Annotated in this window: 12 protein-coding genes, 1 tRNA gene and 2 riboswitches; of the genes, 5 read left to right on the top strand and 8 right to left on the bottom strand. The window is 64.6% G+C overall.

The features are described 5' to 3' along the window. Positions 1 to 16: 16 nt before the first annotated feature. Both EHH60_RS26045 and EHH60_RS26040 read right to left on the bottom strand, forming a co-directional pair. The gene (locus EHH60_RS26045) at positions 17 to 1,318 is read right to left on the bottom strand and encodes a D-amino acid dehydrogenase (RefSeq protein WP_124162253.1); all 1,302 of its coding nucleotides are present in this window, start codon (positions 1,316 to 1,318) and stop codon (positions 17 to 19) included. Between the two features lie 67 nt (positions 1,319 to 1,385). Continuing rightward, positions 1,386 to 1,491, bottom strand: a riboswitch (glycine riboswitch). 3 nt (positions 1,492 to 1,494) lie between these two features. Beyond that, a riboswitch (glycine riboswitch) is annotated at positions 1,495 to 1,599 on the bottom strand. Between the two features lie 141 nt (positions 1,600 to 1,740). Next, positions 1,741 to 2,871 (bottom strand): M20/M25/M40 family metallo-hydrolase, encoded by a 1,131-nt coding sequence (locus tag EHH60_RS26040; RefSeq protein ID WP_124162252.1) that lies wholly within the window; start codon positions 2,869 to 2,871, stop codon positions 1,741 to 1,743. 269 nt (positions 2,872 to 3,140) lie between these two features. Here EHH60_RS26040 and EHH60_RS26035 point away from each other — a divergent pair, with 269 nt between their 5' ends. Further along, entirely contained in the window at positions 3,141 to 4,751 is a 1,611-nt protein-coding gene (locus EHH60_RS26035) for an ABC transporter substrate-binding protein (protein ID WP_124162251.1), read from the top strand. 269 nt (positions 4,752 to 5,020) lie between these two features. Here EHH60_RS26035 and EHH60_RS26030 read toward each other — a convergent pair whose 3' ends face one another. Both EHH60_RS26030 and EHH60_RS26025 read right to left on the bottom strand, forming a co-directional pair. After that, complete coding sequence (locus EHH60_RS26030) at positions 5,021 to 6,271, bottom strand: multidrug effflux MFS transporter (protein ID WP_124162250.1); 1,251 nt, start codon at positions 6,269 to 6,271, stop codon at positions 5,021 to 5,023. A gap of 309 nt (positions 6,272 to 6,580) precedes the next feature. Then, positions 6,581 to 6,669, bottom strand: a tRNA-Leu gene (locus EHH60_RS26025). Between the two features lie 174 nt (positions 6,670 to 6,843). Between EHH60_RS26025 and EHH60_RS26020 the strand changes: the two genes are divergently transcribed. Next, a complete protein-coding gene (locus EHH60_RS26020) occupies positions 6,844 to 7,260 on the top strand; it encodes a twin-arginine translocation pathway signal (RefSeq protein WP_124162249.1) in 417 nt (138 codons plus the stop codon). Positions 7,261 to 7,293: 33 nt separating this feature from the next. Here EHH60_RS26020 and EHH60_RS26015 read toward each other — a convergent pair whose 3' ends face one another. Together EHH60_RS26015 and EHH60_RS26010 are read right to left on the bottom strand one after the other, a co-directional pair. Next, on the bottom strand, positions 7,294 to 8,496 hold the full coding sequence (locus EHH60_RS26015; RefSeq protein WP_124162248.1) for an FAD-dependent monooxygenase: 1,203 nt from the start codon (positions 8,494 to 8,496) through the stop codon (positions 7,294 to 7,296). A gap of 19 nt (positions 8,497 to 8,515) precedes the next feature. Further along, positions 8,516 to 8,761: a zinc-finger domain-containing protein gene (locus EHH60_RS26010; RefSeq protein WP_008562814.1), complete on the bottom strand. Its 246-nt coding sequence runs from the start codon at positions 8,759 to 8,761 to the stop codon at positions 8,516 to 8,518. Between the two features lie 308 nt (positions 8,762 to 9,069). Between EHH60_RS26010 and EHH60_RS26005 the strand changes: the two genes are divergently transcribed. Then, positions 9,070 to 10,206: a hypothetical protein gene (locus tag EHH60_RS26005; RefSeq protein ID WP_124162247.1), complete on the top strand. Its 1,137-nt coding sequence runs from the start codon at positions 9,070 to 9,072 to the stop codon at positions 10,204 to 10,206. A gap of 116 nt (positions 10,207 to 10,322) precedes the next feature. Further along, positions 10,323 to 11,078 carry an alpha/beta fold hydrolase gene (locus tag EHH60_RS26000; RefSeq protein ID WP_124162246.1) on the top strand — a complete coding sequence of 252 codons (756 nt, stop codon included), beginning with the start codon at positions 10,323 to 10,325 and terminating at the stop codon, positions 11,076 to 11,078. A gap of 55 nt (positions 11,079 to 11,133) precedes the next feature. On the opposite strand, the gene EHH60_RS25995 is transcribed toward EHH60_RS26000, so the two are convergent. After that, positions 11,134 to 12,069, bottom strand: a complete 936-nt coding sequence (locus EHH60_RS25995; protein WP_124162245.1) for a LysR family transcriptional regulator — start codon at positions 12,067 to 12,069, stop codon at positions 11,134 to 11,136. Between the two features lie 107 nt (positions 12,070 to 12,176). Here EHH60_RS25995 and EHH60_RS25990 point away from each other — a divergent pair, with 107 nt between their 5' ends. Next, positions 12,177 to 12,590: a hypothetical protein gene (locus EHH60_RS25990; protein ID WP_124162244.1), complete on the top strand. Its 414-nt coding sequence runs from the start codon at positions 12,177 to 12,179 to the stop codon at positions 12,588 to 12,590. A 181-nt stretch (positions 12,591 to 12,771) separates the two neighbouring features. Here the strand turns inward: EHH60_RS25990 and EHH60_RS25985 are convergent, their stop codons facing one another. After that, complete coding sequence (locus EHH60_RS25985; protein WP_245454595.1) at positions 12,772 to 13,434, bottom strand: GDSL-type esterase/lipase family protein; 663 nt, start codon at positions 13,432 to 13,434, stop codon at positions 12,772 to 12,774. Positions 13,435 to 13,606 lie beyond the last annotated feature (172 nt).

Below are 13,606 nucleotides of genomic sequence, written 5' to 3'. Positions count from 1 at the left end.
CTCCGATATCGACCACTCAGGATGCATGTCGCAGTTCACGCTCAACCCCAAGTGAAGGTGCCGTCGGTGGAGCGTTGAGGCCGCGCCAGCCGTCGATGGTCTGAGCGACCATCTGCGCCGTTGCTGCCGACAGGGTCCAGCCGAGATGGCCGTGGCCGGTGTTGAAGAACACGCCCGGAATCCGTCCTGCGCGCACGACCGGCATCATGTTCGGCATCATCGGGCGCAGTCCAGCCCACGGCACGACGCGCGACGTTTCGACGGCAGGGAAGTTGCTGCGCACCCAGTCGATCAGCGGCTGCACGCGGTCGGCGCGGATGTCGCGATTGAAGTCGTTGAACTCGGCGGTGCCGGCGACGCGAAAGCGGTCGGCCCCGAGCCGGCTGGTGACGATCTTTGCGGCCTCGTCGAGCAGGCTCACCGTCGGGGTGGCGTTACGGCTTTCGGCGGTGTCGAGCTGCACGGTGATCGAGTAGCCCTTCACCGGATAGACGTTGACGCGCTCGTCGAGCAGGGTGGCGAAGTGACGGCTCGCAACGCCAGCGCAGACCACGACGCCGTCCACGTTCAGTGCGCCGCGCCCGGCTCCCACACTGTCGCTCGCGGCCAGATCGGCCCAGCCGATGACGAAGCCGCTGCCGGCACGCGCGATCGAATCGATATTGGCCTCGTGGATGAAGGTCGCGCCACGCCGCTTGCAGGCTTCCGCCAGCCCGCGGGTGAACTTGTGGATATCGCCGGTCGCATCCGACGGCGTGTAGAAGCCACCATAATAGTCCTTGCGCAGTGTCGGCTCGATGCTGCGGATTTCCTCTGACGTCACCGGGCGGCGGTCGAGGCCGCCTTCCTGCAGCAGTGCGTTGACGCGCAGACCGGATTCGAAGCCGGCCTTGTCACGATAGATGTGGAGGATGCCGCGGCGTTCGAGATCGAAGTCGATCCCTTCGCGTGCCGCGATGTCGAACAGATGCCTGCGCGCTTCGATCGCGAGCCGCGTGGTCTCGATCGTGTTGGCGCGGTAGTTGCCGATGTTGGCGACGAACTCGCTCATCCACGAGTACTTGTGCCAGTTCGGCCGCGGGTTCATCAGCAACGGCGCGTCGCGCCGGAACATCCAGCGCAAGCCCTTCAGGATCGTCGCCGTGCTGTTCCACACTTCGGCGTTCGATGCGGAGAGCTGCCCGCCGTTGGCGAAGGACGTCTCCATCGCGGCGTAACGGTGCTTGTCGAGCACCGTCACCTCAAAGCCGCGTTCGAGCAGGGCATAGGCGGTCGTCACGCCGGTGATGCCGGCGCCGATGATGGCGATATGGGTCATGATGAGGTTCGGGGCTCCCGTGTTTAGAGTCGGCTAACCGCCGGCCAAAAGCCGTTGGCGGCGCCCCATCTGTCACGGGTACCTGAGAGCTTGATCCGCTGCGGATCTCGCAACGAACTATCCCCTTCGGTGGACGTCACGATTGCCTGAAATCGCGCCGCCTCTCTCCAGATCGTCCTGACGAAACGGTCCTTTTGCCTGAGAGTTTCCGGGGCGGTTGCTCCGTCGGCGCCGCAACGAAAGCCGAAAGCCTTCGCCGCGGTCTCTCCCGCATCGTCGCGTGGACGGCCGAGCAGTACGATACGCCTCATTTTTAGACAAGGCTAAATTTCGACCGTGACTGCCGAGCTATTGTGCAGTGCGAAGTCAGTCTCGTCGTCCCGGGGCGATGCGACAGCATCGAACCCGGAATGACGAGTTTACTACTCCAGCGTCGCCAGCAATCCGGCCATCAGCCGGCCGCGCTCGACCAGGCTATCGACCTCGATGAACTCCTCCAGCGTGTGGCCGTTGCCGCCGCGTACGCCCAGGCCGTCGAGCGTCGGGATTCCCATCGCGCCGGTGAAGTTGCCGTCGGAGCCGCCGCCGGAGCTTGCATGCGGTAATTCCGCGCCGAGCGATTTGGCGATGCCGCGCGCCTTCTCATAGAGCGCCATCGTGCCGGCATCCGGCTCCCAAACCGGACGCGTCACGCCGCGCGTGACCTTGAACGTGACGTCGTTGCTGGTGCCCGACAGCGCCAGCATCCTCTCCACACCGCGGTCGAGATCGGCCTGACGCTTGGCCATGGAGAGCGCTTCGCCGGTCGCGGTCGTTGCAACGCAATTGACCCATTGTCCGCCGTGGACGACGCCGACCGAGAAGGTGCAGTCCTCCGTCGTCATCGCGTCGATGGCGAGGATCTGCCGCGCCATCTCGCGGATCGCCGAGCGTCCCGCCGATAGCGTTGCGCCGGCGTGGCTCGGCCGGCCCGTCGCCTCGAGATTGAAGCGGGCAATGGCGTAACGTCCGGTGGTGACACCGTTGTCGGCGCGGCCGGGCTCGGGCACCAGCACGTATTTGTTGCGCGCCGCTTCCGCCTCGATGATGTCCCTCGTCGAAGGCGTGCCGACTTCCTCATCCGGCGTGAACAGCACGGTGATCGGCAGCGGTGTGGTGAAGGACGCGCGCGCCAGTTGCCGGATCGCTTCCAGCGAGAGGTAATTACCGCCCTTCATGTCGTAAATGCCGGGGCCATAGCACTTGTTGCCCTCGCGCCGCCATTTCAGCTTCTCGATGGTGCCGACCGGATGAACGGTATCCATGTGTCCGGCGATCAGGATGCCCGGCTCGCCCTGCTTGGGATGAGGAAAGCGCGCGCGGATGACGCCGCCAAAGCCCTGGCGGCCCGCGATGCGCTCGATCGTCGCACCGATGATCGCCATATCCCGCGCTGCGATGTCGAGCATGCGGTCCACGGCCCCTGCATCCCAGGTCGGACTTTCGCATTCGACCCAGCCGCGCAGGCCCTCGAGCATCGCCTCGGAATCAAAGGGAAGATTGGCAGGATTCATCTCAATGTCTCTCAAGCTTCGAAAAATGGAACGCGCATTGCATCTGCGCGGGGTAGGACAAGCGGAGGGTGTTGTAGAGCCAAACCGATCTTTGTGGAGCCCGTGCGCGCGCCGTGAGGGGCTGCGACGAAACCGGATTGACGCGCTGGACACTGTCTGCAAGTCTCAAAAAGATAAAGGCATTGCATGAGGTTAGTTCGCCCAACGAATGCACCGCATGCTTAACCAATAACCTGCCTTTGAACAGTTTCACGTCAGGAGAACTTTCTATGTTCCACTTCATGCGCCGGGGGCGTCGCGCGTTCGCCTCCAAACTTGCGCTGTCGGTCGTCGCGCTTTCGACCGCGCTGGCCTCGCCAGTGCTTGCGGCCGGCAAGACCATCACGGCGGTGATGCATTCGGATCTGCGCATCATCGACCCGATCTTCACCACGGCCTACATCACGCGTGACCATGGCTACATGGTCTACGACACGCTGGTGGCTCCGGATTCGAGCTTCAAGATCCAGCCGCAGATGGCAGACTGGAAGATCTCCGACGACAAGCTCACCTATACCTTCACGCTGCGCGACGGCCTGAAGTGGCATGACGGCGCGCCGGTGACGGCGGAAGATTGCGTCGCTTCGCTGAAGCGCTGGGCCGCTGTCGACGGCATGGGCCAGAAGCTCATGGATTTCACCGCGAGCATCGAGGCGACCGACGCCAAGACCATCACGCTGAAGCTGAAGGAGCCCTACGGCCTGGTGCTCGATTCCATCGGCAAGCCGTCCTCGCGCGTTGCCTTCATGATGCCAAAGCGCCTCGCCGAGACGCCGCCGGACAAGCAGATCCCGGAGCAGATTGGCTCGGGTCCCTTCAAGTTCGTGGCATCGGAATTCCAGCCCGGCGTGAAGGCGGTCTACGTCAAGAACACCGACTACGTGCCGCGCAAGGAGCCGGCGAGCTGGACCTCCGGCGGCAAGGTGGTGAAGGTGGATCGCGTCGAGTGGATCACCATGCCGGACTCGCAGACCGCAGTGAACGCGCTGCAGTCGGGCGACATCGACTTCATGGAGAATCTGCCGTTCGACATGCTGCCGGTGCTGGAAGCGAACAAGGAGCTCACGATCGAGGTCTCCAACAAGTTCGGTTTCCAGACGCTCGGCCGGATGAACTTCCTGCATCCGCCGTTCGACAACGTGAAGGTGCGGCGGGCTGCGTTGCTGGCCATGAACCAGAAGGACGTTCTCGATGCGCTGGTCGGCAATGCCAAATATCAGAAGATCTGCGGCGCCTTCTTCGTGTGCGATACGCCGCTCGAGACTGACGTTGGCGCCGAAACGCTCATCAAGGGCAACGGCATGGCGCAAGCCAAGAAGGCGCTGGCCGAGTCCGGCTACGACGGCACGCCGATCGTGATCATGGCGCCCGGCGACGTCACGACGCTCAAGGCGCAGCCGATCGTTGCAGCCCAGCTGCTGCGCGAGGCCGGCTTCAAGGTCGACCTCCAAGCGACTGACTGGCAGACGGTGGTGAGCCGCCGCGCCAGCCAGAAGCCGCCGAAGGAAGGCGGCTGGAACATGTTCTTCACCAACTGGGTCGCGGCCGACGTTGCCAACCCGATCGCCAATCTCTCGATCGGCGGCCAGGGCAAGAAGGGCGGCTGGTTCGGCTGGGCCGAGGATCCGAAGATCGAGCAGCTCAAGGACGCGTTCGTCCGCGCATCCTCGCTCGACGAACAGAAGAAGATCGCCGCCGAGATTCAGAAGGAGGCGTACGATCAGGTGATCTACATCCCGCTGGGGCAGTATCTGTTGCCGAGCGGTTGGCGCAAATCGCTTACTGGAGTGCTCGACGGTCCGGCGACGCCGCTGTTCTGGAACATCAGCAAGTCGGAGTAGCGCCTGCGTCTGGAAAGCGAACGGCGCCGGGGTCGAACCGCGGCGCCGTTTTCTATGAATGATCTCGGTCTGAATCAGCAGTGGCTGTCGCGCACCTGCTCGAGACCTTCACTTGCGAAGGGCAGGCTTCGGTCCCGCCGCTCTTCGAACAATTTCCGTGGAGCTGACCGCTCGGTCTCCGACGGCGGCTGATCCGCTCTGCTCTCTTGTTCCATCTCGCCGATCCTCTCGATTGCTGCGGTACAACATCGAGAGGTCCGGGAAGTTCCTCAGGCGACAGGGCGATGATGCGGCTTGAACAGCCGGCCCTTCTCCACCACCAGCACGATCGCGAGCGCGGCGAGGGTCGACAGGAAGAATCCGATCGAGAAGGGCAGCAGAGTGCCGTCGAAGCTCTGCCCGATCGCCATGCCGACCACGATCCCGATCAGGGTCGTGATCGAGCCGTAAAGCGAGGAGGCGGTGCCGGCGATGTGTCCCTGCGGCTCCATCGCGAGCGCAGTGAAGTTGGCGACCATCATGCCGAACGAGAACATCATCAGGGCGGAGAGCACCATGAACAAGGCGAGCGGCAGCACGCCGAGACTTTCCGTCAGCAGCATCACGCCGGCCACGACGGTGTAGAGCGTCAGTGCTCCGTGCGAGATCACGCGCATGCCGAGCCGTCCGACCAGCCTTGCATTGAGGAATCCGGCAATGGCAACGCCGGCCGCGACCGCCGCGAAAGCCAGCGGAAAGTAATGGCCGAGGTGGTAGATGCCGGTGAAGATCTGCTGGGCGCAGAAGACGTAGGCGAACAGTGCGCCCATCACGCTGCCGGCGGCCGTGGCATAGCCGATGGTCTGGCGATGGGTCACGGTCTGCCGGAACGCGGAGAGCACGTCGGCGGGCGCCAGCGACCGGCGCTCGGACTGGGGAAGGGTTTCAGGCAGTCGCAGCACGCACCATGCGAGCGCGAGCAACCCGTAGAGCATCAGCACCACGAAGATGCCGCGCCAGGCCGTCACCAGCAGCACCGCCTGTCCGAACGAGGGGGCGATCACGGGCACGGCAATGAACACCATCATGGCAAGCGACATCACGCTCGCCATGCGGCGGCCGACGTAGCAGTCGCGCACGATCGACGTCGCGATCACGCGCGTCGCCGCGGTGCCGAGCCCTTGCAGCGCACGCGCCAGCAGCAGCGTCTCGAACGAGGGCACTGCGACCGCCAGCACGCTCGCGACCACATAGACCGCCATGCCGCCGAGCAGCACCGGCCGGCGGCCGAAGCGGTCCGACAGGGGGCCCATGACGAATTGGCCGGCGCCGAAGCCGATCAGGAATGTGGACAGCACCAGCTGGAGATGGTTAGCGACCGGAATGTTGAGGGCCCTGCCGATGCTCGGCAGCGCCGGCAGCATCATGTCCATCGCAAGCGGATTGAGCGCCATGATGGACGCGATCACGATGACGAATTCTGGAAAACCCATCGGGCGGTGTCCGGCGGACACCCAATCGTCGGCATTGACGTCGGACAAGAAGATTACCCCTGAAATCGAGCGACTTTATCTCCGCGCATGCTGCGTTGCACAACCCATGTTTCGGGATGGCTGGCAGGCGGAGCAGGGGGCGGACAAGATTTTGTCAGAGCCGTCGGGCGGAGACGCAGATGAGGTCAGCTTGCGCTGCGGGCCCGCTCAATCTCGTCCTGACCGGTGAGGTGATAGTAGAGGGTCTTCCTGGTGACGCCGGCCTTCGATCATGGCGCCGGAGGCACGCCTGGCCGGCCGCTACAGATCCATGACGCGGTCGTCTCCCGGGCGAGCACGACCTGCCCTCGGCTGCGTTGGTGCGGGCAGCCGGGGTCGAACCGGCACAGCGCTTGCGCACCGAGGGATTTTAAGTCCCTTGCGTCTACCAATTCCGCCATGCCCGCTTGATCCAACGAGATCAAACACTTAAGTCCATCTCCGGCCGTTTGGAATTGGCGCGTTGCGTACCCGGAGGGACGGTTCTTCCTTAAGCGAGGCGGGCGCACAAGGTAAAGCCTCAATCCGGACAACTGTTGTTGCTTTAGGCATTCTCAATCCACGGGGGCTATTCATCCGGCATGGCGGCTTCGTTTTCCTCTTCGCTGCGCGGCTTTGGCGCGCTCCTCGCGCTGCTTGCGGCCGGCGCCGCCCTGACCGGCTGCGCCGGCATGAGCGAGACGATCGCGCCGGCCTTTGCCGATCCCGCCAAATACGAATTGTACGACTGCAAGCAGTTGCAGGCCGAGCGCAAGCTGCTCGCCAAGCGCACCAGTGAGTTGCAGAAGTTGATGCAGAAGGCCGAGACGGGCACGGGTGGCGCGGTCGTGTCCGAGCTTGCCTATCGCAACGACTATATTGCGATACGCGGGCAGTCGCAGTTGGCCGAGGAGGCCTGGAGCCGCAACAAGTGCCGGGAGACGCCTGAGGCGCCACCGCCGGCGCCGCTGCCGCTGACACCCTCCGGCAAGTCCGCTTCGAAATCCGGAACGAGGTGACCTGCTGAGGCGCCGCGCCGGCGGCACGTCGCATCAGGGCCGCCAGCCGTAGATCCAGTCCTGCCGCGCCAGCATGCGCTCGGGGCCGAGCGCGCGGATCGCAAGATCGCGTGCGATCGCGAACGGCCCGCCGAGATGATAGATCCGGCCCTGCTGCCGCGCGGTCCGCTGCACCCGAAGGACCCGCGCCTTGCGCGCTCGGCCGTATTGCGTCAGTGCGGCCGTGATGCCCGCGGTGCTCTCCGTCGCCTCGACGGTCAAGTGCCGGGCGAGCACGGCGGCATCCTCGATCGCCATGCCGGCGCCTTGGGCTGCAAAGGGCAGCATCGCATGTACGGCGTCGCCGAGCAGCGCCACCGGACCTTTGCTCCAGGGGGAGCCCTCGGGCACGCCGAACAGCGCCCATTTCCGCCAGCCGTCGACCGCGGCGAGCATCATCCGCGCCGGCTGCGGCCAGCGCGCGGCGGCAAAGGCATCCATCACCTCGCGGGGATCGCCGGGGGTGCTCCAGCCGGGCCTGTTCCATGTGCCGGGCAGCACCGCGACCACGTTGATCTGGCGTCCGCCCGCAATCGGATAGGCGACCAGATGGGCGTTCGGCCCCATCCAGAGCTGCACCCGGCGCGCGGTAAGGTTCTTCGGCAGTTGCGTGGCCTCGAGCATGCCGCGCCAGGCGATCAGCCCCGAGAAGCGCGGCTGCACCTCGGGAAACAGATGGTGGCGGACCGTCGACCAGATGCCGTCGGCGCCGATCAGGGCGCTGGCGAGATCGCTGCGGCGGATCGTGCCGCTGCGATGGACGACGGTGAGGCCCCTGGCGTGGGGCGCGACATCCTCGAAGGTTGCACCCAGCTTCAGGTCGATGTCGGGATGATCGGCGACAGCGCCCGCCAGCGCCGATTGCAGGTCGGCGCGGTGCACCACCCAATACGGCGCGCCGGCACGCGCGGAAGCTGCTTCACCGAGCGGCATGCGCAAGAGCTCGCCGCCGGCGCGCGCGCTCATGATCGAGACCGCCTCCGGGGTTACCGCTTGCAGCTTGAGGCGTTCGGTCAGGCCGAGCTCGACCAGCACGCGGCTGGCATTGGGGGAGAGCTGCAGGCCGGCGCCGACTTCCTCAAGGCGCTCGGCCTTTTCCAGCACGACGATGCGGAAGCCGCGGGCCGCGAGCGCGAGCGCGGCCGTCAGGCCACCGATACCGGCACCGGCGATGACAATCGTTCGGGAGAGCGCCACCCCTAACCGACGGAAGCGGTCAGGCCACCTTGTCCTTGAGGACGCATTCCGGCGGACGGGCTTCGCCCGGCTTCAGGTCGGCCGCGAAACGGTACAGCGTCGAGCAATAGGGGCAGATGATCTCGTTGTCGTTGCCGAGGTCGAGGAAGACGTGCGGATGATCGAACGGAGGGTTGGCGCCCACACACATGAACTCTTGCGAGCCGATCTCGATGACGGGAACACCGGCATCGTTATGGAAGTGCGGGACAACATGGTCGGACATCGTAACTCATCCTGGAGTGGCAATGGCGGCAGATACAATCAACAACTGACGCGGCGTCTTTAAGGCGCCGCGGACCATACTTGCGGGTACAGATGATTGCTAGTCCAGCGGAACCGAAAGGTTCGCAATTGCCCCATGCTCATTTGCTCATGCAAATTCGACACAATCTTGGGGCCTGAGAGAAGCCCTTCTTTCGTCGGGGACGTTGTGTCGCAATTTTGGCAAACTATCTCTGTGGACGAATGCAATTTGCGACAAAAGACGAATCTCAGGCGCAATCGATCCGAGGGACCTTGCAGGCTTTCCGCATGAAGTGGCTGCGAATCAGCACAGCGTTGACCGGTATCGCGGCGTGCAGCTTCATGCTCGTGCAGGTCGCGCCGCATGCCCGTGAGGCCGGCGCGATCCTCGCTGCCCAGGATGATCCCGCCGCGCTCTCCGAGCTGAAGCTCGATGCGCTGCTGCGGCAGAACGACCGGCTGGTTCAGGACAATATCGAGGCCGCGCTCGCCGCTGATGATACCGATCTCGCCGATAGCTTCGTTGCGCTGGCGCGCGATCGCAACATCGCGCTCCCCGACGACCTGCTGAACCGTGTCGGTGACGCCGTCAAGGCGGAGAACTCCACCTTGCATTTCGCCAAACGATTTGCCACCGGCCTCGTCACCGGTAACGCCGACGACGTCGCGAGCCTGTCGGGAACGGTGGCGGGCGATCTGTTCGTGTTCGGTGACATCAGGGACGTGGTGCGCGAGGGCAAGCACCTCGCCATGGGCGAGGACACCGATCGTCTCGTGCTCGGGCTTGCGGCTGCAGGCCTTGCGGTGACGGCGGCAACCTATGTGTCCGTCGGCGGTGCTGCGCCAGTGCGCGCCGGACTGACGCTGGTGAAGGATGCGCGCAAAGTCGGACGGCTCGGCGAGGGGCTTGCCGCATGGGCCGGCCGGTCGGCGCGCGAGGTCGTCGACGCGCCGTTGCTCCGCAACGCGGTGGTATCAGGCTCGGTGCTGCGCCCTGGCCAGACCGTGAGCGCGATCAAGGCCGCGTTCCGGGCTGAGAAGGCCGGCGCGCTGGTCCGGCTCGGCAAGGATGTCACACGCGTTGCCGAAAAGACCGGCACGCGCGGTGCCATGGACACCTTGCGCATGGCCGAAGGTCCCAAGGACGTCGCGCGCGCGGCGCGGCTTGCGGAAGCGCAGGGCGGCAAGACGCGTGCGATCATGAAGCTCCTGGGCCGGGGCGCGCTGCTGCTTATCGGCGGCGCGTTCGATCTGGCGCTCTGGCTGCTCAGTGCGGCGCTGACGCTGTTCGGCCTTCTGTCCTCCATCAAGGCAACGACCGAGCGCCTGACCCAGGCCTGGTGCGATCGCAGGCGGGCGCGGCGGCTTCGCCGGGCGCAGATCGCGGCTGACGCCGCTCTGGCCAGCGCGGGCACCACGGCCTGAAGTGCGACGCGCTCCAGACTATTGTTTGAGCATGATGTTGCCGGAAAAGCGCTGCACACTTTTCCGGATCATGCTCTAAGATCGACCCATCCCCACAAGACCCCACGGAACTGATGATGCCGAGCTTTCACAACGGCGCCGTTGAAATTGCCTATCTCGACGAAGGCGAGGGCGATCCGATCATCCTGGTGCACGGCTTTGCCTCCAGCAAGAACGTGAACTGGGTCTATCCGACCTGGGTTTCGGAGCTGCGCAAGAACGGCCGCCGCGTGATTGCGCTCGACAATCGCGGCCACGGCGAAAGCGCGAAGCTGTACGAGCCCGACCAGTACTCGATCCCGACCATGGCCGGCGACGTGGTCGCGCTGATGGATCACCTCGCCATCCCGCAGGCCGACATCATGGGCTATTCGATGGGGGGGCGGATGGCGGCGTGGCTCTCCCTCAACGAGCCGCAGCGCCTGCGCTCGGCGATCCTCGGCGGCATTGGCATCGGCGGCCTGATCGAGGGCACAGGGCCCGGCGAGAACGTGGCGAAAGCGCTGGAAGCGCCGGAGCTCGAGGACGTCACCGATCCCGTCGGCCGCACGTTCCGCGCGTTTGCCGATCAGACCCGCTCCGACCGCCGTGCGCTCGCCGCCTGCCTCCGTGGCACGCGCGATCTCATGACGAAGGACGAGGCCGCGCGCATCGACGTGCCCGTGCTGATCGCGGTCGGCAGCGCCGACGACGTCGCCGGCTCCGCCAGCGCGCTCGGCGCCATCATCCCCGGCTCCGAAGTGCTCGACATTCCCAATCGCGACCACATGCGTGCGGTCGGCGACAAGGTCTACAAGACCGGCGTGCTCGATTTCCTCTCCCGCCGCGGCTGAGTCGGAAGGGCCAAGATAGTTTCCTGGCGCGTCAATTTCGGTGACGCCCGGTGCTTCACATCGCCTTGTCGCTGAACGTGGCGGGAAGCGTCTTGAGGAACGACATGACGCGCTGTGTGCGCAGGGGCGGGCGGCGGCCCGAAGTGCGCAGCATCCACAGGGGTTCGCCAGGCGCGCGCCAGGGCGCAAGCACTTCGACCAGCCGGCCGGCGCGAAGGTCTTCGCCAACGAGCCAGGCTGGCCCCCAGCCGATCCCAAACCCATTCGCCATCAAAGCGAGCGAGGCATGCGCGTCGTCGCAAATGTGCTTGGGCTTGGGCGTGATGCGAATGGGGCCTTTGCCGCGCGGGTCGGCGAAGCGCCAGGTCAGGATCTGACCGCTCGCGGGATTGCGGAAGCCGACGTGGTCGTGCGCGGAAAGCTCAAAGGGAGTCGCCGGCGCGCCGCGCGCCTTCAGATTGGCAGGCGAGGCGCAAGCGATCCAGGAGAACGTGCAAAGCCGCCGCGCCTGATGGCCGGGCGCGCGGTCGAGGGGCCCCGAGCGGATCGCGATGTCGACGCCTTCCGCCGCGAGATCGAGAATCTCGTTGCGGAATTTGACCTCGATCTCGATTTCCGGCCGTTCCCGCAGGAACGCGGGCAGTCGCGGCAGGATGCAGGCGCGCGCGAACGAGGCGGGGGCGGTCACGCGCACCCGTCCGCCATCGTCGCGCGCGACTTCGCCGAGCGCGGATTGGATACGGGCGAGACTTTCGACCAACGCGCGTCCCGCGGTCATCAGCCGGTCGCCCTCGTCGGTCAGCGCCAGTGAATGGGTGGAGCGATGCAAAAGCCGCAAGCCGTGAGCCTGTTCGAAGCGGGCGACCGCCTTGGACATCGCCGAGGTGGTCGTCCCCGCCCGCCGCGCGGCTTCGGCGAAGGAGCCCGCCTCGACCACTCGGACGAAGGCGAGGAGACGCGAGAGATCGGGAGGCAAGGTCGTTGTGGACATCCAATCCACATAGTCATGGCTGGACGGTCACTACAAGAGCCGTTCCCGAACGGCTAGACAGGAAGCGTCAGCCCGCATTCTGCGGCGCTGGAAACGCGGGAAGTCCGATGAACCCCATCGAAATCACTCTGCAAGCCCTCGACGCCGCCGAGCGGGCGATTCCACCCGGCCAGCCGGTCTACATGCTCAACCTGCTGCGCTACCGGACGCATGCGCGTTACGAGGACGGATTCGACGCCGCGCCCTGCTCGGGCCGCGAAGCCTTCAATGAACGCTACAGGCCGGCATTCCGGCGTCTTGCGGCCGGCAAGCCGCTCGTGCGGGTGTTTTCCGTTCCGGTCCTGGCGAACATCGTCGGCTCGCCCGGCGAACGCTGGGACGAAGCGGCGATCAATGAATACGGCGATTTCGCCACCTTCCGCGCGATCGTCGACACCGAGACCTACCGGCGCGAAGTCGCTCCGCATCGGCACGCGGCGCTCGAGGATTTCCGGCTGTTCGCGCTCGCCAAGGCGATGTAAAAAATTACAGAGAACGGTGACTGTGCACAATCATTGGCCCTGACCAGAGCTGTCAGATATGCGGAGCTTGGTGTCACCGTAGCGAGAGGGCACCAGTCCCGGCGAGAACGTCGCGAAGGCGCTGGAAGCACTCTCGCTCGACGACGTCACCGAGCCGAGCTTCTGCGACGCGCTCGGTCGATTAGGTCTCAACTGTTGGCAATATGCGCGTGACGACTGCTTCGTTTCCAGCCGCGTTAGGGTGAAGACCGTCGAGCGCTTTGAGCTGAGCATTGTCAACAAACGCATCGTCGAAAGCTGGGTAGAACAGCACGTTGTGATCGCTGGCAAGGCCAGAGAACATAGCGGCAAAAGTGTTCTTGTACTCGTCCCCGAATTTAGATTGGGTCCGCAAACCGCAAAGCAGCACGGCTATCCCCCGGGCTTCTAGTTTGCTTAAAATCTCCGCGAGCGCGCCGCGTACGACATTTGGGTCAATTCCCCAGAGCATGTCATTTCCACCTAATACCAAGATTACCGCATCGGTATCGTTGGTGACTACTCGGTCCAGTCTTCTGAGACTTCTTGCAGCTGTATCAGTCACTAGACCGGCATTGACGACAGCGACCGACTGACCTTTCGCTCTCAATGCCATTTCAAGTTGCTCTGGAAAACGTTGGAAGGCGGGAACGCCCTTATTTTCAATGAGGGTATCCCCAAGCACGATGATCTTAATCGTTCTTTCTTGGGCGCGAAGGGGGACCCAGGTCAGCACGATGCAAACTGCAGCTATTATGACTGCCGCGCGCAGACTGAGCGTAGCTATGAATGGCGCTGTGACGGACATTCCCAATCTTGTTTTCATCGCTTCTCTTCCTTGCGGTCAGGAAAGCGTCTCGTGTGCCCCGGTGAGCACGTCGAACGTCCAGTGAAGATCGGCCCAAAACGATTGTAGGTTTCGTCAAGAGTGCGACGCCCGCCGATGGCAGTTGTCGCAGCCGGTTCGCGAAATTGGCATGCGCGTTTGAAAAGCAGCT

This window comes from Bradyrhizobium sp. RP6, assembly GCF_003837805.1.
GTDB lineage: Bacteria > Pseudomonadota > Alphaproteobacteria > Rhizobiales > Xanthobacteraceae > Bradyrhizobium.
This window is presented reverse-complemented; position numbering and strand designations above follow the sequence as displayed.